The 21,034-nt window shown below is 37.2% G+C and carries 15 protein-coding genes and 1 other annotated feature; of the genes, 12 read left to right on the forward strand and 3 right to left on the reverse strand.

Annotation, left to right across the window (positions count from 1 at the left end):
- Positions 1-4 precede the first annotated feature (4 nt).
- From glmM to C7K43_RS02760, 3 genes are all read left to right on the forward strand, one after another.
- On the forward strand, positions 5-1,363 hold the full coding sequence (glmM, locus tag C7K43_RS02750; RefSeq protein ID WP_124005451.1) for a phosphoglucosamine mutase: 1,359 nt from the start codon (positions 5-7) through the stop codon (positions 1,361-1,363).
- A gap of 106 nt (positions 1,364-1,469) precedes the next feature.
- Positions 1,470-1,994 (forward strand): HdeD family acid-resistance protein, encoded by a 525-nt coding sequence (locus C7K43_RS02755; protein ID WP_124005452.1) that lies wholly within the window; start codon positions 1,470-1,472, stop codon positions 1,992-1,994.
- 573 nt (positions 1,995-2,567) lie between these two features.
- Entirely contained in the window at positions 2,568-3,050 is a 483-nt protein-coding gene (locus C7K43_RS02760) for a hypothetical protein (RefSeq protein WP_124005453.1), read from the forward strand.
- 56 nt (positions 3,051-3,106) lie between these two features.
- Here C7K43_RS02760 and C7K43_RS02765 read toward each other — a convergent pair whose 3' ends face one another.
- Complete coding sequence (locus C7K43_RS02765; RefSeq protein ID WP_124005454.1) at positions 3,107-3,703, reverse strand: nitroreductase family protein; 597 nt, start codon at positions 3,701-3,703, stop codon at positions 3,107-3,109.
- Between the two features lie 197 nt (positions 3,704-3,900).
- On the opposite strand from C7K43_RS02765, the gene C7K43_RS02770 reads away from it, so the two are divergent.
- The 5 genes from C7K43_RS02770 to pheT all read left to right on the forward strand — a co-directional run bounded on the left by C7K43_RS02770 (position 3,901) and on the right by pheT (position 15,291).
- Positions 3,901-7,458, forward strand: a complete 3,558-nt coding sequence (locus C7K43_RS02770) for a PD-(D/E)XK nuclease family protein (RefSeq protein WP_124005455.1) — start codon at positions 3,901-3,903, stop codon at positions 7,456-7,458.
- On the forward strand, positions 7,451-11,128 hold the full coding sequence (addA, locus tag C7K43_RS02775; protein WP_124005456.1) for a helicase-exonuclease AddAB subunit AddA: 3,678 nt from the start codon (positions 7,451-7,453) through the stop codon (positions 11,126-11,128). Before C7K43_RS02770 ends, addA begins: the two co-directional genes overlap by 8 nt.
- 64 nt (positions 11,129-11,192) lie before the next feature.
- A complete protein-coding gene (locus C7K43_RS02780) occupies positions 11,193-11,531 on the forward strand; it encodes a winged helix-turn-helix transcriptional regulator (protein ID WP_186810691.1) in 339 nt (112 codons plus the stop codon).
- A 42-nt stretch (positions 11,532-11,573) separates the two neighbouring features.
- Positions 11,574-11,778 (forward strand) — a binding site (T-box leader).
- Between the two features lie 48 nt (positions 11,779-11,826).
- Positions 11,827-12,870, forward strand: a complete 1,044-nt coding sequence (gene pheS, locus C7K43_RS02785; RefSeq protein WP_124005458.1) for a phenylalanine--tRNA ligase subunit alpha — start codon at positions 11,827-11,829, stop codon at positions 12,868-12,870.
- Positions 12,871-12,873: 3 nt separating this feature from the next.
- Positions 12,874-15,291, forward strand: a complete 2,418-nt coding sequence (gene pheT, locus C7K43_RS02790; RefSeq protein WP_124005459.1) for a phenylalanine--tRNA ligase subunit beta — start codon at positions 12,874-12,876, stop codon at positions 15,289-15,291.
- Positions 15,292-15,421: 130 nt separating this feature from the next.
- On the opposite strand, the gene trpS is transcribed toward pheT, so the two are convergent.
- Positions 15,422-16,429 carry a tryptophan--tRNA ligase gene (gene trpS / locus C7K43_RS02795; protein WP_124005460.1) on the reverse strand — a complete coding sequence of 336 codons (1,008 nt, stop codon included), beginning with the start codon at positions 16,427-16,429 and terminating at the stop codon, positions 15,422-15,424.
- 250 nt (positions 16,430-16,679) lie between these two features.
- On the opposite strand from trpS, the gene C7K43_RS02800 reads away from it, so the two are divergent.
- The 4 genes from C7K43_RS02800 to C7K43_RS02815 all read left to right on the forward strand — a co-directional run bounded on the left by C7K43_RS02800 (position 16,680) and on the right by C7K43_RS02815 (position 19,635).
- Positions 16,680-17,417, forward strand: coding sequence for an amino acid ABC transporter ATP-binding protein (locus C7K43_RS02800; RefSeq protein ID WP_124005461.1), 738 nt, complete (start codon positions 16,680-16,682; stop codon positions 17,415-17,417).
- A 77-nt stretch (positions 17,418-17,494) separates the two neighbouring features.
- Positions 17,495-18,310, forward strand: coding sequence for a transporter substrate-binding domain-containing protein (locus tag C7K43_RS02805; protein WP_124005462.1), 816 nt, complete (start codon positions 17,495-17,497; stop codon positions 18,308-18,310).
- Positions 18,311-18,322: 12 nt separating this feature from the next.
- Positions 18,323-18,964 (forward strand): amino acid ABC transporter permease, encoded by a 642-nt coding sequence (locus C7K43_RS02810; RefSeq protein WP_124005463.1) that lies wholly within the window; start codon positions 18,323-18,325, stop codon positions 18,962-18,964.
- Positions 18,965-18,987: 23 nt separating this feature from the next.
- Positions 18,988-19,635 (forward strand): amino acid ABC transporter permease, encoded by a 648-nt coding sequence (locus C7K43_RS02815; RefSeq protein ID WP_124005464.1) that lies wholly within the window; start codon positions 18,988-18,990, stop codon positions 19,633-19,635.
- On the opposite strand, the gene C7K43_RS02820 is transcribed toward C7K43_RS02815, so the two are convergent.
- Positions 19,598-20,956, reverse strand: coding sequence for an IS4 family transposase (locus C7K43_RS02820; RefSeq protein ID WP_094243264.1), 1,359 nt, complete (start codon positions 20,954-20,956; stop codon positions 19,598-19,600). The genes C7K43_RS02815 and C7K43_RS02820 overlap by 38 nt on opposite strands.
- Between the last annotated feature and the right edge of the window lie 78 nt (positions 20,957-21,034).

Consider the following 21,034-nt stretch of genomic DNA (forward strand, 5'->3'; position numbering starts at 1 on the left):
GATTATGGGAAAATATTTTGGTACTGATGGTGTCAGAGGAGTCGCAAATAAAGAACTGACGCCAGAATTAGCATTTAAACTAGGTCGTTGTGGTGGTTATGTATTAAGTCGACATGAAGATGAAAAAGAACAGCCAAAGGTATTGGTAGGACGAGACACTCGTATGTCCGGTCAATTATTAGAAAATGCTTTGGTTGCTGGCTTACTCTCGGTAGGAATCGAGGTCTTTCAGCTAGGTGTGATTTCAACTCCCGGCGTTGCGTATTTAACCCGTATCCAAAAGGCAAGTTCTGGTGTAATGATTTCTGCTTCACATAATCCAGCAGAAGACAACGGGATTAAGTTTTTTGGTAATGACGGTTTCAAGTTAGCAGATGAAAAAGAAGCAGAAATCGAAGCTTTACTTGATGCTAAAGAAGACGAACTCCCACGTCCTTCTGCTGATGGGCTAGGCTCTTTGGAAGAATTTCCTGAAGGGTTATTAAAATATTCGCAATTCTTACAACAAACAATTTCGGATGATCTATCTGGCCTTACGGTCTGCATTGATGCTGCTAACGGAGCAACAGCTTCTACGGTTAATCGTTTATTTGCTGATTTGGAAACAGATTTTTATACCATGGGCACTTCACCTAATGGAACAAATATTAATGATGGCGTGGGGTCAACCCATCCTGAAAAATTAGCTGAATTTGTGGTGGAAAAACAAGCTGATGCAGGTATTGCTTTTGATGGCGACGGAGATCGGGTAATTGCAGTCGATGAAAACGGACAAATTGTTGATGGCGATAAAATTATGTACATCTGTGCTAAGTATTTAGCAGAAAATGATTTGCTGAAAAAGAACACGATTGTCACCACAGTGATGAGCAATCTAGGTTTTCATAAAGCAGTGGAAGCTGCTGGTTTGAATGATGTTGTGACCAAAGTTGGCGACCGTTACGTGGTCGAAGAAATGCGTAAAAATGGTTATAATTTTGGTGGCGAACAATCAGGTCATATGGTGTTTTTCGATTTGAACACTACTGGAGATGGCATGCTTTCAGGCATCCAACTTCTCAATATTATGAAACAAACAGGCAAAAAACTTTCTGAATTAGCAGCTAATGTAACGATTTATCCGCAGAAATTAGTTAACATTCGCGTTTCCGATAAATATGGAGCGATGGACGTTCCAGCAATCAAAGCAGTCATTGAAGAAACTGAAGCTAAGTTGGGCGATGAAGGACGTATTTTAGTTAGAGCTTCTGGTACAGAGCCTTTGCTACGTATTATGGCAGAAGCGCCTACGGATGAAGAAGTTGACTATTACGTCAATAAAATTGCGGATGTTGTCCGCGAACAAATTGGGTTAGATGAATAAGAAAAACGATCGATCTTTTTTGGATCGATCGTTTTTCTTATCCTTTGTCAAAATAGGCAAACATGTGTCATAATACTTCTTAGTAAGGAAAGGAGGTAATGATAAAATGAACGGAAAAAAATCTATTAATTGGGGCGGACTTATCTTAGGTATCTTATTTATTTTGATTTCCTTATTATCATTTGGTAATCCAGGTGGTAGCTTATCGGCAGTTGTGATTCTTTTTGCGATCCTGGCTGTTATTAATGGTATTTTTAGTATTATTATTCGTAATCAAATTAAAAATATGACTGGATTTCGTGCAACGGCATTTCTAGTATTAGGGATTGTTGAGCTGATTCTCGGTATTGTTTTAATGTTTAATCTTAGCGCTGGCATTATTGCGATAACTTATATTTTTGCTATTTGGTTTATTGCTGATTCTATTCGAAACTTGTTCGTCTTAGACCATGTTCGAACATTCGGTAGTGGACACTATTGGCTTACTTTATTCTTAAACTTGATTGGAATTTTAGTTGGCTTTATGCTATTCTTCGATCCGATTGTATCAGCACTTACGATCTCATTTTTAGTTGGCTTTTATTTTATGCTGATTGGCATATTCTACATTATCAATTCTTTAGATCATTAATTTCACTGAAGGTAATAAAATCTCTGGACTGTCCATTGGATGAAATGTTCAGAGGTTTTTTTGTGCTTATATTGGAGGGACATCAGCAAAGTAGCCACCAATATGAAATGTATTGGAGGGACATCAGCAAAGTAAGCACCAATATGAAATGTATTGGAGGGACATCAGCAAAGTAAGCACCAATATGAAATGTATTGGAGGGACATCAGCGAAGTAGCCACCAATATGAAATGTATTGGAGGGACATCAGCAAAGTAAGCACCAATATAAAATGTATTGGAGGGACATCGACAAAGTAAGCACCAATATAAAATGTATTGGAGGGACATCGACAAAGTAAGCACCAATATAAAATGTATTGGAGGGACATCGACAAAGTAGCCACCGCACAATAGTCAAATTTTGTGTATTTACTTTATTTAATTAAGATCCATAAACAGTTTTTGCAAAAACGATGAATAGCAATAGCTTTGCTTTTGTGTAAAAATGTCTGGTTTAGTGGTTTCTCTTTGTAGATGACACTGTATTCTGATAAAATAGGGTAAAGGAACTTATAAGGGTGGTGTGTGTATCATGACAGTTTTTACGTTACTATTTGTTGCTTTTACGACTGTCTTATATCTTTTCTTGTTTTTAGTCAGAAAAGAATTAATTTTTACTGCCAAACACCAGTCACTTTTCTCACTCATTTTTCCAATTTTATTTGGCATTTTTGCCGGAAGCTTATTTATAACAACAGGAACTTTGGATGAAATAATAAGAGGAATTGCGGTTGGCTTAGCGATTGTCAGTTATGCTGTTAATGGCAGAGGAATTGCCGACGATCGGTTTGTCATTCACCCTTTAGATAATCGAGGGATTAAATTTGATGAAGTTGATCGAGTGGTACTATTTCGAGACGAAAAGAAAAATGAAGTAAAGATGAACTTTTTTAAATTTGGTTTGCGTGGACCGTTAATGAAATTTAGTACACCAATGGATGAATTAGTTAAATTTCTATCAAAACATTTAAAAGAAGGTACCCCTATTGATGTGGTAATGGAACCCAATGAATAGAAAAGTACAGCTTAACCGTCGATCGGTTCAAGCTGTACTTTTTATCAATATTACTGTTATTTGAATACTTTGAAACGTTCGTCATCAGCTAAGAAGACTTTTTCGCCGGCCTGTCCTTCTGGAGAACCGAAAACAAGTTGGGAGCGTAAGCGCCAGTTAGAAGGTACATCCCATTCATTAGCGACTGCTTCATCAATGACTGGATTATAATGTTGCAAGTTAGCGCCAATACCGGCTTCAGCTAAAGTAGTCCAGGTATTTGCTGTAGCGATTCCATTGGCTTGTTCGGCCCAAGCAGGAAAGTTGTCAGCATACAAAGTAAATTGTTCTTGTAATTGTTTTGTTGTATCGACATCGTTGAAAAACATCGCTGTGCCCAGGCCTGCTTTAAAACCAGCTAATTTTTGTTTGGTATTTTCAAATGCTTCTGCTGGTGTTAGCGGCTCTAATGCTTGTTCGGTTAATTCCCATAGTTTTTCATGAGCGTCACCAAAAAGGGTGATGATCCGTGGTTCTTGTGCATTAAAAGCACTAGGGCTTTGTTTTACTGCTTCTTTAATCAAATCCATAATTTCTGTTTCTGATAAAAAGGTGTTACGGCCTAACGAATAAATTGAACGACGATTTTTAATCGTATTTAAAAAATTTGTCATGAAAAAGTTTCCGCCTTTATTTGTATTTTTTTGTTACAAAAGAAAGTATAACCTCTTACTAAAAGTTAGTAAAGGGGAATGCTTACTTTTTTTGCATAATATTAAATTTGTCATTATTCGTGTGTTAAACTATTAGCTGTATATGTTATTATAAATGAATTATACATATGAAAATTAAGCGAAAAGGAGGGATAACTTTGAGTTTACAATTTATAACAGGCGATGGCAGCTGTAATCATGAAAAAGCACTTTTAGATGTTGCCTGTGATTGGTTGGCAAAAGACCACAAAGAAGTCTTTTTTTTAGTACCTAACTATAATAAATTTGAACGTGAGCAAGAAATTTTATCGCAATTGAAACATAGACAGGCAACGGATCATTTTAGCACGATTCGTGGGCAAGTCTATAGTTTTAATCGTTTAGCGTGGTACTTTTTACAAGATAGCGGACAGATAAACGGTCAAACTATTTCTGATACAGGTTCAGCTATGATTATGCGTAAAGTCTTGACTGCCTTAGTAGACCAGTTAGTTATTTTTCGCGGAGAAATTAATAAAGAAGGTTTTATTGCGAAATTACTTGAACTCTACCAGGAGTTTCAATTAGGAAATATTGCGCTTGATAAGCTTGAATTTTCTCCTACTGATAAAACAACAAGTAAAGCTCAAGATTTTGAATTGAAAATGTATGAAATTAAATTAATTTTTGCAGCTTACGAAGAAGAATTGATAAAAAGAAACTTGCAAGTAGAACAGCCGCTTCCAACGCTAACTAATTTTTTAGCTAATGAAGACCTGCAAGACAAAGCACAGTTGGGACAAAAACTTTTTGTAGTTACTGGCTTTTCTAATTTCAGCATGCAAGAGCAAGAACTTTTAAAAGTTTTATTTACAAAAAGTCAGGTCTGTATTGATCTATATATTGATTCTATTTATGCTGATAATGGGCCTTTAGATTTATTTTTTGATACTAAACAAACGTACCATCTTTTAAAAAACTTTGCACAAAATCAACAAGTTCATGTGTCATTTGATAAAAAAGCGCCACGACTGACGCAAGCATCTGCTAGTTATTTGGAACTAGAACGTTGTTTTAAACAAACTAGCATGGGAAGATACGAACAATCAGGTAATTTGAGTGACTATATACAAATCTGGAAAGCAGAAAATCCCGAAGAAGAACTGCGGCAAGTTGCTACTGAAATTCGCCGATTAGTCACCGATTCTTTTGCTGGTGGAAAACAACCACTTTATTATCGGGACATTCAGCTATTGACTTTGGATCCAGAGCTTTATTATTCATTTATCCCTTCTGTTTTTGAAGAGTCTGGTATTCCTTTTTATTTAGACCAAGATCGTAAAATGGAACAGCATCCGCTAGTCGAGTTTATTCACGCATTATTTGCCTTAGATAACTATTATTATCGCATGTCCGATGTATTTCGCTTTTTGCGGACGGAGTTGTACATACCCAATAGTTTACAAGAAGAAACGCAAGATTGGCAAAAAGCTCGTGACACTTTTCGTTGGATGGTTGATTTGACTGAAAATGAAGCTTTAGCCCATAACTTCCATGGAACTGACTGGACACAAAAAGAAGACTGGAAATTGTTTAACTTTGACTTTGAAAAAGAAGAGATGAAAGATACACAAAATACAGAAGCACTTACTAATCAAGTTAGAAATGATTTCCGTAATGATATTGTTCGTTTTTTTACTCAGATAAAAAAGGCTCAGACGACAAGAGATGCGATTATTGTATTTTATGAATTTTTACAAAAAGTGGGCGTCGAAAAACAATTAGTTCATTGGCGGGAGCAAGAGATCGAATGGGGAAATTTAGAACAGGCTCGTGACCACGAACAAACATGGGCAGCTTTAATTGATTTGTTAGATGAGTTTGTTGAAATTTATGGTGCAGACGTTTTTGATTTTGAGCTTTTTAAGGAAATACTATCTAGTGGCTTAGAAAACTTTACCTTTGGAAAGATTCCCACAGCAATTGACCAGGTACAAATTAATCCACTTGATTTAACGCGTCCTTTGCAAGCGAAAGTTACATTTGCGATCGGGTTAGATGAAGCTAGTTTTCCTCGTACTGTAGAGAATAAAAGCTTGATTTCTACAGAAGAAAGACAACAATTAAATGAGAGTCTGCAGGAAGGTCAATATTTAAAAGACCAAGCCGAAGAAACCATTCGCAAAGAACCATTTGTAGCCTACAATATGCTATTATCGGCTTCTGAAAAGTTGTATTTGAGTTATCCTAAAAATGCAGATTCAAAACAAAATATTAAGATGTCTCCTTATCTTGCTCGTATTTTAAATTGGACTGATCTTCACTTGCAGGATCGTTGTAGTTTAGATTTAACTTGTGATCCACGACATTATGTTGCAACTTATAAGGGATTGATTCGCCAGTTAAATAGTTTGTATCGACAAGCCCAAGAAGAAAAAAAGACGTTGCCGGCAGTATGGCAATCATTAAAAGATCTACTTTTAACTTCTGACTATCAATCTTTGGCACATCGAGTATTAGAAAGTCAAGTTCATCGCAACGTTCCTGTAAATATCTCGCCTGATTTGGCTGAACAGTTGTACGGGAAAGACATATACAGCTCGATTTCTCAAATAGAAACATTTTATGACTATCAGTATGACTATTTTCTTAAATTTGGTTTGGGCTTAAAAGAACGAGAAATCTATGGTTTAAATTCAGCTCTGACTGGCGAGATTTTCCATGAGGCTCTAGATAGTTTCTTAAAAGCCGTTTTTCAAGACAATCTCTCGCTGACCCAAATGTCAGAAGAGCAGCGCCATTTTTTGATTGAGCGTGTTTTGGAAAATATGTTTGGGCAAGAACGTTATGCCTTTATGACAGGAAACGCTCGTATGAGTTTTATCCGTTATCGCTTAGGAAAAACCATCCAAAGAGTTTCTTGGGGCTTAAAAAAACAAGCTGAAAAAACACAATTGACTCCGGTTCAGACTGAAGTTTTATTTGGCGAGATCGCGGGTAACAAAGGGATTCCAGGCTTACAGATCCCGTTATCAAATGGCGGAAATCTTTATTTAAGAGGTAAAATTGATCGTATCGATACCACTACGATTGCTGGAAAACCTTGGCTTGCGGTCGTTGATTATAAATCAAGTGCACATCAGTTTGATATTACAGATAGCTACTATGGTCTTGCTATGCAGTTACTTACCTATCTAGACATCGCTTTAAAAGACGCTGTTGAGCTTATTGGACGAAGCGATGTAAATGGTGCTGGAGCGTATTATTTCCAAGTGTATGATCCTGTTATGGATCCTAAAAAAGCTAACGAAAAGGAACGCTTAAAACAATACAAATACGATGGCCTTTTTGCTGATGATCCTGAAGTGTTTGAAGCGTTCGATGAAACCTTAGATAAATCTCAGCATTCATTAGTCTTTCCAATTCAAAAAGATAAGAATGAACAGTTAAAAATATCGGCTAGAAGTAAAGAAAAATTTTATACAACTGAGGAAATGAATGCGTTGATGACGCATAATCGTAAAAAACTAAAAGAAGCTGCAGAAAGGATACTTGCAGGCGAAATTAAGATGAATCCTTCTTATAAGATGAAAAATAAACGACGAGCAACCCAATATTCGCCATTTCGAAGTATTTCAGTTTTTGATCCGATGTTAGAAGAAAATGATTATCATCGCATCCATCCATTAACAAAAGAAGAAATTATGAAACGTTTGAAGGAGGAAGACGATGACTAATATTCCTTTAAAACCCCAAAATGAAACATTTACCGATAAACAATGGCAAGCGGTCTTTGATACCGGTGATAATTTACTTGTATCGGCATCAGCAGGATCTGGGAAAACAACGGTCCTAGTCCGTCGAGTGATTGAAAAATTAAAGAACGGCAGCAACATCGACGAACTATTGATTGTTACTTTTACCGAAGCAGCAGCACGTGAAATGAAAGAACGAATTCAAAATGCGCTGCAAGATGCTATTAATAAAGAAAGCGAGCAACAACGGCGCAATCATTTTGTTAAGCAATTAACGCTTTTACCTAGAGCACAGATTTCTACGCTGCACGCATTTTGTCTAACTGTAATCCGACGTTTTTATTTTTTAATTGACTTGGATCCTGTATTTCGCATGCTGACTGATGATACCGAAAGATTATTGTTAAAAGAAGAGGTTTGGGAAGAATTACGGGATGACTACTTTGAGGCTTATGATGAAGAATTTTATCGTTTAGCTGAGAATTTTTCCAATGATCGCTCTGATGATGGCTTAACGAATTTAATCATGTCTTTGTATGATTTTGCTAAAGCAAATCCTGATCCGACTACTTGGCTAAATCAACTTAGCCAGAGCTACGATACCACACAAGGTTTAGCTGGAAATCAAATGTATCAAACGCAAGTCAAACCATTGATTTTAGCTAACTTGCAAACGGCTATCGGACAGCTGCAAGCTGCTTTAGAGATGGCACAAAGTTCCGAATTAATGGAAAAAGCAGAATTGGTGCTAACAAGTGACCTTGAACAAGCCAATCTTTTATGGAATTATGTCAATGAGGAAAATGTACAGCAGGCTTACGAACAATTGTCAAACTTTGATTTTAAGCGATATCCCACTTATAAAAAAGAAGACGCCAAAGAATTATCGAACGATTTTATCAAACCACGTCGTGATAGCGCTAAAGAGCTTATTAAAGAAACGGAATCATTTTTTGCTCAATCGCCTGAAAAAATGCTTGCCTTAATGGATCAAGCACAACCATTAGTCGAAAAAATGGGAGAAGTCACCTTAGCTTTTATTGAAAATTATCAAAAACGTAAACAAGCTAAAGGAGTACTAGATTTTAATGACCTTGAACATTTTGCTTTGGATATTTTACAAGGCGATGGTCAGGGAAGCGAGGCTTCGTCCTACTATCGTGACCGTTTTGAAGAAGTCTTAGTAGATGAATACCAAGATACCAACCGTTTGCAAGAAGCAATTCTCTTTTGGGTACGCCAACCTGAACCAACACAAGGCAACTTGTTTATGGTAGGCGACGTGAAACAATCGATTTATGCTTTTCGGTTGGCAGACCCGACTTTATTTGTTGATAAGTACCTAGCCTTTGCTCAAAAAGAGGGAGGACGGCGAATTGTTTTAGCCGAAAATTTTCGTTCTAGAAAAGAAGTGTTACAGTTTACAAATCTAGTTTTTGAGCAATTGATGGATGAAACGGTAGGACAGATTCCTTATGATGAAGCAGCGCAATTGGTAGCTGGCTTCCCAGCTTTTCCTGACAGCGAAGAATTTAGTACAGAATTACTTTTGTATGAAAAAGAGGTCGAAGATGATCCAACTGTTGTGGATGATAAAACTGAGGGAGAATTGTACCTGGTTGCTTTAAAAATCAAAGAATTAGTAGAAAATCGGTTTATGATCTATGATAAAAACCAAAAAGAAATGCGCCCAATCACCTATGATGATATTGTGTTGTTGACGCCGACGCGTAAAAATAACTTGGTGATCATGGATGTATTTAAGCAATTTCAAATCCCTTTGGAAGTCAATGATGCACAAAATTATTTTCAAGCAACCGAAGTACAAATTATGATTTCTTTGCTAGAAGTTATTGACAATCCTTACCAAGACATTCCTTTTGTGGCAGTTTTGCGGTCCCCCATAGTGGGGCTAAATGAAGAAGAACTGGCTATGATTCGCTTAGCGCAAAAAGACAGTTATTACTATGAAGCTTTTTTAGCTTATCTATCCGAAGATGATGAACTTGCTGCACGCTTGCATACCTTTAATGAGCAACTAACATCTTGGCGCGAGCTGGCTCGTAGGCGTTCAATTAGTGAGCTGATTTGGTCAATCTACCAAGAAACTGCTTATTTGGATTACGTCATCGGTTTAGCATCGGGCAGACAACGATATGCTAATTTAGTAGCCCTAGCACATCGAGCTGAGACTTATGAAAAGAGTAGTTTTAGAGGGTTGTATCAATTTATTCGTTTTATAGAAAAAATGCAGGAAAAGGATAAAGATTTAGCAGAACCACTTGCTTTATCGCAAGAAAATGCCGTAAAAGTTATGACAATTCATGCTAGTAAAGGGCTAGAATTCCCCGTGGTTTTTCTTTTGGATATGACTAAACAGTTTAACTATAGTGATTTTACTGCACGATTTATTTTTGAGGAACGCTTAGGTGCTGGTATTCAATATATTGACGAAGAACAAGTGCGCTATGATACTTTACCCTATCAAGCGATTAAACAACAACGAATTCAAAAGATGTTATCAGAAGAAATGCGCAAGTTATATGTTGCTTTGACTCGGGCAGAACAAAAGCTTTATTTGGTTGGTTCGTATAAAACCAAAGAAGAGGCGCTAAAAAATTGGCAAAAGGCCTTAGATCAAGAAAATTTAGTGCTAGATCCCGCTTTGCGCTTAAAAGGCAAAGGAAATTTAATGGATTGGGTCGGTATGACGTTGATGCGTCACCCAGATATGCAAAAAGTTTTCTCAGAAGCAACTGATAGCAAAAAAGTGGTTGATCACCCCACACATTTTGAAATTCATTGGAGTAATCAAACACAGTTGGAAGAAACTATACAAAAATATCAAACGTCGGTAAATGATATTCAGTCACTGAATCCTCCAGAAAAAGCTGAAGTAAGTGAGTTGCAACAACGTTTAGATTTTATCTATCCGATGGAAAAATCAACCAAGACTACAAGCTATCAGTCGGTTTCTGAGATGAAACGTTTGTATAATGACCCTGATGATCAGCAACTTAATAAAATATCCTGGCAAAGTACTTTAGAACAGCAAAAAGCCCAACACTATCGTTATGTGACTGAAGAATTGGCAAAACCTAAATTTATGCAACAAGAACAGATCGACCCGACAGTCATAGGCAGTGCAACGCACAGCTTGTTACAGTTGCTTCCATTAACATCGGCACCTACGCAGACGAGTATCCAACAAAAATTGGAAATGCTAGTGGCAAATCATCAAGTGGAAAGCCAAGTAGCGGAGAAAATGGATTTATCTGCTGTCTTATGGTTCTTTCAAACAGACTTAGGTCAAAAAATCCTAGCTGAACCTGACCGTGTTCGTAGAGAACAACCGTTTTCGATGTTAAAAGATGCGCGAGACGTATTTTTAGATTTTGATGAAGCAGATGCTGAATTACTAATCCATGGGATTGTAGATGGGTATATTGAATATGAAGACCACGTTATTTTATATGATTTCAAGACAGATCATGTGTATAATGCAAATAGTAAACAGCAAGTATTAGACAAATATATGGGCCAATTGCGGCTGTACCGCGAGGCTTTAGCTCAAGCCTTAAATAAACCTGTTACTCATACTTTCTTAGTGCTTTTAAATAGTAAAGAAATCATTGAGATGTTTACTACCTGAAGCAATTTTTAGGAAGAAAGCGACCTATTTATGTTATACTCGATAAAAGAGGTGAGGGCTTATGATGGAAGCCAAAGAAACAGCGTATACACTTTGCCCTAAATTTGAAAAAGCTTTCTCTATTTTAGGGAAAAAGTGGAACGGTCTGATTATTGACGTGTTATTGCAAGAGAAAACACAACGTTTTGTTGATATGGCACATAAAATTCCTATGTTAAGCGATCGTGTTTTGACCGAGCGTTTAAAAGAATTAGAAAAAGAAGGAATCGTTAGTAAATCAGAAGGACTCTATCAATTAACTGATAAAGGAATTGGATTAGAAGAAGTATTAGCTTCTGTTCGAAATTGGAGTCAGGATTGGGTGTCCGAAGAAGAATGTAATTTCAGCAATAACAGCTGTTGATTTATTCTTTATTATTTAGTAAACTAAAAACAATTGGATAGTAAAAAAGCGATAATAGAAAAGAGTAATTTGGTTGAAACAGTAAAAGGGAGAATTGCCATAGACTGAAAGCAATGACTGGATTCGAAAAGTGAAGTTCACTTCTGTAGCTTGCTTGTATATAGAGCCGGTAATGACTACCGTTAATTAATTAAGTGCGCGATAATTGTCGCGAATTAGGATGGTAACACGAGACCTCGTTCCTTTGTGGGAAATGAGGTCTTTTTTTGTTTAAAATTTAAGAGGAGGCAGCCAGATGTCTTTACAAGAACAATTAGAAACACTGGAAAAAGAAACACTGCAAAAAATCGATAACACGACGGATTTGACATCACTCAATCAAATCCGGGTACAAACATTGGGGAAAAAAGGACCTATTACTGAAGTTTTACGCGGCATGAAAGATTTAACGCCCGAAGAACGACCTAAAGTGGGCAGTTTTGCTAATCAAGTAAGAGATAAGCTAACCCAACAAATTGACGAAAAAAAGGCAGTCTTAGAAGCAGAAGCACTGGATCAAGCACTTGCTAAAGAAAGTATTGATGTTACTTTACCGGGCAGACAAGTTCCGCAAGGTACACGTCATATTCTGATCAAAATTATGGAAGAAATTGAAGATATTTTTGTCGGCATGGGGTACCAGGTAATTGAAGGCTATGAAGTTGAACAGGACCATTATAATTTTGAACGGATGAACATCCCTAAAAATCATCCTGCCCGTGATATGCAAGACACTTTTTATATTTCAGATGAATTATTAATCAGAACACATACTTCACCTGTTCAAGCTAGAACGATGGAAGCTCATGATTTTTCTAAAGGGCCACTACGAATGATTTCTCCTGGTAAAGTATTTCGTCGTGATACTGATGACGCTACGCATAGTCATCAATTCCACCAAATTGAAGGCCTTGTCGTCGATAAACATATAACGATGGGTGATTTAAAAGGAACTTTAGAAGAATTAATGAAGAAAATGTTTGGTGAAAATCGTGAAATTCGTTTACGTCCTAGCTATTTTCCTTTTACTGAACCTTCTGTTGAAGTCGATGTTTCTTGTTTTAAATGTGGGGGTAAGGGCTGCAATGTATGTAAAAATACCGGCTGGATTGAAATTTTAGGAGCCGGAATGGTACATCCTAATGTCTTAGAGATGTCGGGCATTGATCCTAAAGAATATACTGGATTTGCCTTTGGCTTGGGACCAGACCGGATTGCTATGCTACGTTATGGTGTGGACGATATTCGCAGCTTTTATTTAAACGATACTCGTTTTATTGATCAGTTCAAGGGGGAATAGTAAATGTTTGTTTCATATAAATGGTTAAATGAGCTGGTTGACGTGTCACATGTTACACCGCAAGCATTAGCCGATAAAATGTCATTGACGGGAATTGAAGTAGAAGGAATTTCTTATCCAAGTGATGGTTTGAAAAAAGTGGTAGTGGGGCACGTTGAATCTTGTGTAGCACACCCTGATTCTGATCATCTTTCGATTTGCCAAGTCGATGTGGGACAAGAAGAATTAACACAGATTGTTTGTGGCGCACCTAACATTAAAGCTGGAATCAATGTAATTGTTGCATTACCCAGTGCGCGAATTGCCGGCAATGTAAAAATTAAAAAAGGCAAAATGCGTGGACAAATTTCTAATGGTATGATTTGTTCATTACAAGAAATTGGCTATGAGGAAAGTGTTGTACCTAAGGAATATGCAGAAGGTATTTATTATTTACCAGAAGAAGCAGTACCTGGACAAGAGGTTTTTCCTTACTTAGAAATGGATGATGCCATTATTGAATTAGCTATTACACCTAATCGCGCAGATGCGATGAGCATGCGCGGAGTGGCTTTTGAAACTGGAGCAATTTATCGTGAGAAACCAGTATTTAAAAAGAAAGAATTAATAGAAACATCATCTAAAGCTAGCGATAAAATCAAAGTACATGTAAACGAAGAAAAAGATGCACCTAGTTACCAAATTCGACTGATTGAAAATGTTAAAATTAAAGCGAGTCCGCGCTGGTTACAAAACCGCTTAATGAATATTGGCATCCGCCCGATTAATAATGTCGTCGATGTGACCAACTACATACTGATGTATTACGGTCAACCACTGCATGCCTTTGATTATGATCGATTAAGCAATCAAGAAATCATGGTGCGTCGTGCACAAAAAGCAGAAGAGCTAGTGACTTTAGACGGTGAAACGCGTGCGCTTAATGAGGAAAATATTGTCATCACCGATGGACAACAACCGGTTGCCTTAGCTGGCGTAATGGGAGGGCTTGATTCGGAGATTACAGAGTCTACGACCACAGTCGCGCTAGAAGCTGCTTTATTTGACCCGGCAGCAGTTCGTCGGACTTCCCAGGAATTTAATTTACACAGTGAATCTTCTGCCCGCTTTGAAAAGGGCATCAATGTAGAAACGATTGATGAAGCTTGCGAACAAGCTTGTGCACTGATTGCTGAATTAACTGGTGGAAACGTATTACAAGGTGCGGTAAAAGCTGCTGAAGTACAAGCACAAGATACAGAAGTGAAAGTAACTTTACAACGCCTCAATGATTATTTAGGAACCAACTTAACTGTTGCTGAGGTCAATGATATTTTTACTGCCTTAGGTTTTGGTTATCATGAGCATGAAGGCAGTTATACTGTTGTGATACCCCCACGACGTTGGGATATCACCATTGAAGCAGATATTGTAGAAGAAGTAGCGCGTATTTATGGGTACAATAATTTACCATCAACTTTACCAAGCGGCGAAACAGTCGCAGGAACGCTAACACACGATCAGTTAAAAACGCGGAAAGTACGCACGTTACTAGAAGCTGCCGGTTTAAGTGAGGCAATCAGCTATGCATTAACCTCAGAACAAAAATCCCAGCAATTTACCACGGCAAGCTCTAAATTAACTCGTTTGGACTGGCCTATGTCAGCAGAACGGACCGTACTTCGATTGAATCTGGTCAGTGGTCTTTTAGATGATGTCGCTTATAATGTTGCCCGTAGAAATGAACAGGTAGCATTATATGAAGTTGGTCGTGTCTTTTACCAAGTCGATGATCCTAAGGCAGACTTGCCGCAAGAAATTAACCACGTGGCTTTTGTTTTGTCAGGTGAATGGACAACTCAAGACTGGCAAAGTAAAGGAGACCCCGTTGATTTTTATCAGGCAAAAGGCATTTTAGAAGAGCTATTTGCTGAATTGAATCTAGCTGACCAAGTAACCTATGAAAAAACGACTGACAGAACGGAAATGCATCCAGGAAGATGTGCTGAGGTTTTCTTGAACAAGCAAAGTGTTGGGTTTGTAGGTCAAGTTCACCCAACTATTACCAAACAATATGAGGTACCGGAAACTTATGCAGCTGAGCTGGATCTGGACACTATTTTAAGAACAAATTCTGAGTTTACTTACGTTCCAGTAACAAAATATCCTAAGGTAACACGAGATATTGCGTTAGTCATTGAAGAAAATATCGCAAACCAAACGATCGTTCAAACGATCGAAGAAGAAGCGGGTAAATTCTTGCAAGAGGTTTCCTTATTTGATGTATATCAAGGGGAAAATATTGAGACAGGATATAAATCAATGGCCTATCGTTTAACTTTTGTTAATCAGGAAGCTACCTTGACCGATGAACAAATCAATAAAGCAATGGAAAAAGTCGAAAAAGCTTTGACTGAAAAATTAACTGCCGCTATTCGTTAATGGAAAAAAATAAACTTTTGACGATGATAAGAATATTTTCAGTTAAATACTAAAAATAGCTTCAATTGAATACAAAAATTTCCGCTAAAGGGGATCATTCTCAACCCTTTATGCGGAAATTTTCTTTTTATTAATGGAAGTAATTAATGCCCATTGCTGTTTTTACTTCATCTAGCGTTTGAGCAGCAATTTTTTCGGCTGCTAAGCTGCCATCTTTTAAAAGATCCATGACATATTGCGGATCTTGGGCAAGTTCCTGGCGACGAGCACGTATTGGAGTGAGTACTTCGTCTAATACGTCAATTAGATAGCGTTTGATCTTTACGTCCCCTAAACCACCTTTTTGATATTGTTCTTTTAACTCTTGTACGTAAGCTTTATCTTGAGCAAAAACATCGAGATAAGTAAAGACCATATTCCCTTCGACTTTTCCTGGATCTTGGACATGGATATGGTTGGGGTCAGTATACATGCTCATTATTTTTTTATCCACAATATCCTTAGAATCGGCTAGATAAATACCATTGTTCAGAGATTTGCTCATTTTTCCATTCCCATCAATACCGGGCAAGCGTCCCAGACCTTTGTCAGGGATCACACCTTTGGGTTCAACTAAAACTTTTTGATAGGTTGAATTAAATGAATGTACGATTTCTTGTGTTTGTTCTACCATAGGTTTTTGGTCTTCACCTACTGGAACTAAATTGGCTTTAAAAGCAGTAATATCTGCAGCTTGCGAAACGGGATAAATGAAAAAGCCAGTAGGAACGCCTTCACCAAAACTCTTTTGTTCGATCTCGCTTTTTACAGTTGGATTGCGGCGCACGCGACCTACACTGACTAAATTCAAATAATACATTGTCAGTTCGGAAAGTTCAGGAATTTGTGATTGGATAAATAGGGTTGTTTTTTTAGGATCTAATCCTACAGCTAAATAATCAAGGGCCACTTCTAAGACATTTGAAGAAACTTTTTCGGGTGTTTTAGCGTTATCAGTTAAAGCCTGAATATCAGCAATCATAACAAATAAATTATTATTGGGATCATCTTGCATTTCTTTTCTGGTTTTTAAGGAGCCGACATAATGGCCTAAATGTAGTTTGCCTGTCGGCCGATCGCCTGTAAGAATTGTATTCACGTTGTTCACCTTTTCTAATTGTAGTCTATAGCAATCTTACCTTTTTTTTTCATAAGAAACAATCCTTAACTAGCTATCGGGAAAATTTTATACGATAGGTAACCTTACATGAAAATGTAAGAAACAAAGAATTTTCATCTATTCATTGAAAAAAAACTTTACAAAAAGGAATTCGTCAGATTATAATGTTGATTAGTTGTCTATTAGAAAAATCTTATCAATTTTAAATAATAAAAAGGAGTGTGAAAATATGTCAATGATTGAATTTAAAAACGTTGAAAAATATTTTGGTAATTTCCATGCTTTAAAAAACATTAATCTTACTTTTGAAAAAGGCGAAGTTGTAGTGGTGATTGGACCTTCTGGTTCCGGAAAAAGCACTCTTTTGCGCACGATCAATGGGCTAGAAACAATTTCTTCAGGCAGTCTTTTGATTAACGGACAAAATATTCGCAGCAAGGAAACAAAATTAACTAAGGTCAGAACGAATATTGGGATGGTTTTTCAGCATTTTAATTTATATCCTAATAAAACTGTGCTAGAAAACATTACGTTAGCACCTACCAAAGTGTTAAAAAGGAATGAAAAACAGGCCGATGAAGCAGCTGAAAGTTTGCTTGATCGGGTGGGGATGTTGGACAAAAAGGATGTTTATCCTTCCACTCTTTCCGGTGGACAACAGCAACGGGTAGCTATCGCTCGAGGATTGGCAATGCAGCCTGAAATGTTGCTTTTTGATGAACCGACTTCAGCGCTTGATCCAGAAATGATCGGCGATGTGTTAGATGTTATGAAAAAATTGGCTCGCGAAGGGATGTCAATGATCGTTGTTACGCACGAAATGAATTTCGCTAGAGATGTTGCCGATCGTGTCATCTTTATGGCCGATGGAGAGGTTTTAGAAGATAGTTATGATGTAGAAGGCTTCTTTGAAAAACCTCAAGAAGTTCGGGCACAAAAATTCATTAGTAAAGTTGTAAACCACTAATTATTATTTCTAAACAGTAGGTAAGCTTAGATAGTATTTAACAACTAAAAAGGCTAACCGATAAAGGAGGAAAAGCAATGAGCAGGAAAAAGTTATTTTCCTTTTTGACCCTTTTAATTGCCGTAATTACACTGTCTGCTTGTAAGTCTGAAAGCATTGCAGATCGAGACGTATTAGAAACGAGCGAAGATTCAAATGAAATTATTTGGGGCGTAAAAAATGATACTCGTTTATTTGGTTTGATGGATATTTCATCACAAGAAGTAAAAGGCTTTGATATCGATATGGCAAAAGCTATTACCGAAAAAATCCTGGGTCGTGATGGACAAGCAACATTTGTTGAAGTAACGTCGAAAACACGGATTCCTTTATTAAAAAACGGCAATATCAACGCTATTATTGCAACCATGACCATTTCTGAGGAACGCAGAAAAGAAGTTGATTTTTCTGATGTTTATTTCGATGCTGGTCAGTCCCTTTTAGTTGAAAAGGGAAGTCCTATCACAGATGTTGAATCGATTGAACCGGGGATGACAATTTTAGCAGTTAAAGGTTCCACCTCTACAGAAAATATTCGCGAACATTCTCCTGAAGCAAATGTTATAGAATTAGAAAACTATGCAGAAGCTTTTACAGCACTACAAGCTGGCCAAGGAGACGCTATGACAACGGATAATGCAATTTTATTAGGAATGGCAAGTGAAAACCCTAATTATGAGTTAGTCGGAGGTACTTTCACTAATGAACCTTATGGAATTGCTGTGGATAAAAACCAAGAAAACTTTTTAAATGCAATAAACGACGCATTAAAAGAAATGCATGAAGATGGGACTTACGATGAGCTCTATGAAAAATGGTTCCCAGACGATGATGAGGGTAGAGTCAGTGAATAAGGAGGGGAAGAGATGTTAACTTTATTTCAAAACTACTCGGGAATGTTTTTTGACGGATTTAAAATTACGATATTATCCAGTGTAATTGCCTTATTCTTTAGTCTTGTTATTGGTACCTTGATGGCGATTTTTCAACTTTCTTCGAATAAGGTCGTTAAAGGGATAGCAAGAGCTTATGTAGAATTTTTCCGTAACATTCCTTTATTAATTATAGCCATGTTTTTTTATGTGGTTTTACCTATGTATGGTTTACCCTTCACAGGTTTTCAAGCAGGGACAATTGGTTTGACGATTTATACTTCTGCCTTTATTGCTGAAACAGTACGTTCAGGGATACAGACAGTGCCTAAAGGACAGACAGAAGCTGCTTTGTCTTCAGGATTTACTTATGTGCAAACTATGCGCTATATTATTTTGCCCCAGGCTTTTAAAATTGTGATTCCACCTTTGGGAGGACAATTTATCAATTTGATTAAAAACTCGTCGATACTTGCGATTGTTGCTGGTCTTGATTTGATGTATCAAGGTGACTTGATTGCAAGTGCAACGTTTATCACATTCGATACTTATATTATTGTTGGTATCTTTTATTTGATTTTGACATTACCGTTATCTTATCTGATGAGTTATCTAGAAAAACGTTTGAATGTCTAGTTTAGGAAGGAGAGAAGCAGCATATGGATTTTGTAGGAGCATTTTCATTCGATAATCTGCGGTTTTTATTAGATGGCTTGCAGGTCACTGTTTCGGTATCAGCAATATCGATTGTACTTAGTTTTTTAATTGGTGCATTGGCTGGTACATTACGTTTTTCAGATATCCCTGTTTTTTCTAAAATACTAGGCTTAATTATTGATGTCATTCGTAACTTACCCTTATTATTGATTATTTTCTTTACTTATTTTGCTTTACCGCAAATAGGGATTCGCTTTGATATCTTTTGGTCAGCAGTGGTGGCTTTAACTATTTTTGAATCCGCCATGCTTTCTGAAATTTTCCGAGCTGGTTTAAATGCAGTACCAAAGGGTCAAGTCGAAGCTGGACTTTCCACCGGCTTAAGTTATATACAAACAATGGTAATCATTATTATTCCGCAAGCATTTCGTTCAATGATACCAGCGATTATCAGTCAATTAATTTCTTTAGTGAAGGACTCTTCTTTAGCAATCATTATTTCGTTACCAGAGTTGACCCATCACGCAAGAATTATTTACGGACAAGATACAAATTACGTTTTGCCCATGTTTGTAGCTATGACAGCTAGTTATTTTGTGATTTGTTATTTACTCAAGTTTCGCACACCAAATCTGGGAGATAAGCCTTGATATAACGGGGCAGAGTATCCACCCAGTGTTGGAGTTGACTTGTAATAAAATCTTGTAATTGGCTTCCTGATTCTTCACTTACCGCTTGAATAATATGTACTAATTCGATAAGAGCAGCGGACCAATCGAGTTCTTTTATTTGATCGCCCAGTTCATAAAATAAGCCACCTAAGGTCCGCTCATCATTGGCACAGCGCTGCTGCCAGCTTAATAAAATATACCGTGTGAACACAATGGTGGTGTGACAAATTAAGGCTTGATAATGTCGCGTTTGTGTTTCTTTAGTCAGATGAAGCAATGATTTCGATGCCTTAAAAAATGTCTCGATGTCCCATCTCGCCGAGTATGTTTTGACCATTTCTTGGGAAGATAAATCCAGATCATCGGTCATAATCGCCAACCAAGCACTTTTCTTATTGTGATTTTTGACAAAAACGATTTTCACGGGATTTTTGCCGGAGCTTGGTTTCACCACAATCGAGGAAATAATCGCTTCTTGTGTATATTCTTTCGTAGATTTGGCATAAAGTTCTTCCAGCTTGTATAAACGTTGATGAAAAAGGTATTTGGTTTTTCCATTTTTCACCATCCCAATGGTGTGAATCCCCATATCGTGTAATTGGTCTATCATTTTAGGGGAAGTAAACCATTTATCCATCAACACATGGGTGGCGTAAATCCCTTGGTTCAAGGCGCGTTGAACCATCTCAAGTGCCACTTCGGGCATTTTACGACTTGATTCGTTGAATCGTTTGGCTCCTACGGTTCGTTGATCTTTTTCTGCTATTGTTTGGTTCACTTTTTTCTTACCGGATAGTAACCCGAAATCAATCGGAATGAAAGAATAGCCATCGGAGAACCCTAAAGTAAGCATACGATACCCTTTGTATCCTTGTTTGAGCGCATGATCCCAAAGACGAGCTAAGCCTGGTACCTCTTGGCTTCGATTACGATAAAACGTCGAATCATCCAAGATCAACGTCCGAATATGGGTTTTCGTATCCGTTAAAGAATGGAGCTTTTCGATGACAGACGCACTAAACCGAAGTAAAAACAGACGCCAGTTGTTATGGGGATTGTTCATCCATCGATACACGGTATCTTTTTTCATGTATTGGTCGCTTTCCCGCCCACTGAGAACTTGGTTTAAGGATTTTCCTTTAAAGACGAGGCTAAAGAGAAAAGTGAATAGAATAGCCACCGAATACCCTTTTTGCTTTTCCATATGGGCTTGTTTTAAAAATTGCGTGACTTTTAATTCAGAAAAAAGGGCTTTTATTTCATTCGGTAATTGATTTTTAATAGCTTTTAAGTGTACCATAAAGGCAAGAACTCCTTTGTTTTTGGTTTGTGGTTAAATCAATTATAAAACAAAAGGAGTTCTTTTTGTATAAAAAGG

The sequence above is a fragment of the Tetragenococcus koreensis genome (assembly GCF_003795145.1).
Lineage (GTDB): Bacteria > Bacillota > Bacilli > Lactobacillales > Enterococcaceae > Tetragenococcus > Tetragenococcus koreensis.

What these genes read in the sequence shown, in the direction of transcription:
- glmM (WP_124005451.1), top strand. Translation starts at nt 5, where the DNA reads ATGGGAAAATATTTTGGTACTGATGGTGTCAGAGGAGTCGCAAATAAA.
- C7K43_RS02755 (WP_124005452.1), top strand. Translation starts at nt 1,470, where the DNA reads ATGAACGGAAAAAAATCTATTAATTGGGGCGGACTTATCTTAGGTATC.
- C7K43_RS02760 (WP_124005453.1), top strand. Translation starts at nt 2,568, where the DNA reads ATGACAGTTTTTACGTTACTATTTGTTGCTTTTACGACTGTCTTATAT.
- C7K43_RS02765 (WP_124005454.1), bottom strand. Translation starts at nt 3,703, where the DNA reads ATGACAAATTTTTTAAATACGATTAAAAATCGTCGTTCAATTTATTCG.
- addA (WP_124005456.1), top strand. Translation starts at nt 7,451, where the DNA reads ATGACTAATATTCCTTTAAAACCCCAAAATGAAACATTTACCGATAAA.
- C7K43_RS02780 (WP_186810691.1), top strand. Translation starts at nt 11,193, where the DNA reads ATGGAAGCCAAAGAAACAGCGTATACACTTTGCCCTAAATTTGAAAAA.
- pheS (WP_124005458.1), top strand. Translation starts at nt 11,827, where the DNA reads ATGTCTTTACAAGAACAATTAGAAACACTGGAAAAAGAAACACTGCAA.
- pheT (WP_124005459.1), top strand. Translation starts at nt 12,874, where the DNA reads ATGTTTGTTTCATATAAATGGTTAAATGAGCTGGTTGACGTGTCACAT.
- C7K43_RS02800 (WP_124005461.1), top strand. Translation starts at nt 16,680, where the DNA reads ATGTCAATGATTGAATTTAAAAACGTTGAAAAATATTTTGGTAATTTC.
- C7K43_RS02805 (WP_124005462.1), top strand. Translation starts at nt 17,495, where the DNA reads ATGAGCAGGAAAAAGTTATTTTCCTTTTTGACCCTTTTAATTGCCGTA.
- C7K43_RS02810 (WP_124005463.1), top strand. Translation starts at nt 18,323, where the DNA reads ATGTTAACTTTATTTCAAAACTACTCGGGAATGTTTTTTGACGGATTT.
- C7K43_RS02815 (WP_124005464.1), top strand. Translation starts at nt 18,988, where the DNA reads ATGGATTTTGTAGGAGCATTTTCATTCGATAATCTGCGGTTTTTATTA.
- C7K43_RS02820 (WP_094243264.1), bottom strand. Translation starts at nt 20,956, where the DNA reads ATGGTACACTTAAAAGCTATTAAAAATCAATTACCGAATGAAATAAAA.